Raw genomic sequence first — 968 nt, forward strand, 5'->3', positions numbered from 1 at the left:
AATCTACTACGATTGATTTATCTTTTCTTGTTGCGCTGGGGATTACCCTCGTTTACCCTGCCTGAAAATTTTAAAAGTTCCTTTGTACGCACAAAAATGGTTATCATCTTAAGAAACTAATGGTGCATCCTAAAACTAAAGTTATTCTAATAGTTTTAATTTGCGTCAAAACCTTTGTTTATAGTTATCAGAATTATGATATGATAACGGTATAATTTGGAAGTAATTGTCGCATTTAAACAAACGGAGGAGAATTTACTATGGAACAATCTTTATTGACTTCATATTATGACACAACTCAACAACTAAGTTTATTAAAGCATGTTCTGTCAGAAGATAAGAGGCCAATTGCATTTATCGTTGCCGCTGGTTGTCCTGTTTCCATTCGATATAATGAAGGGCCATTAATTCCTGATGTAGCAGGATTAACTAGAAAAATTACTGAATCATTTGGTGGAAATCCTGACTCCTTATTAGTGAAAATAATACAAAACTTAAAAACTACCATATCTAATCCAACAATCGAGGACATTTTAAGTTACATACGGCTTCTTCAGCAAATACCTATGAGTGGAAAAATTCATGATGTGGAAAATTTCGTCATCACTGAGTTAGAGGAATCGATTTGTGAACTAATTGAGGAAGAGGTAAATGTGGATTTGCCAGGCAACGGAACACCCTACCATAAATTGGCTGCATGGATCAATTCGATTAATCGAGAACACCAAGTTGAAATTTTTACAACAAATTATGACTTGCTAATGGAACAGGCTTTGGAAGAGCTAAATGTACCATATTTCGACGGTTTTGTTGGTTCTAAAAAAGCCTTTTTTGATATTAGGACAATAGAAGAAAATAAACTCCCATCAAGATGGACTAAACTATGGAAATTGCATGGTTCAATAAATTGGCAATTAGATAAACAAACTCAAACAATATGGAGGGGCACTCCAAGCAAAGGTTGTTCA

The 968-nt window shown here is 34.2% G+C and carries 1 protein-coding gene; it reads left to right on the forward strand.

All coding sequences use genetic code 11. The features are described from left to right. Positions 1-260: 260 nt before the first annotated feature. On the forward strand, positions 261-968 hold a 708-nt coding region (locus AC1DUA_RS39075; RefSeq protein WP_477504796.1), incomplete at its 3' end, for an SIR2 family protein.

It is taken from the genome of Paenibacillus sp. 01T422 (assembly GCF_056398785.1).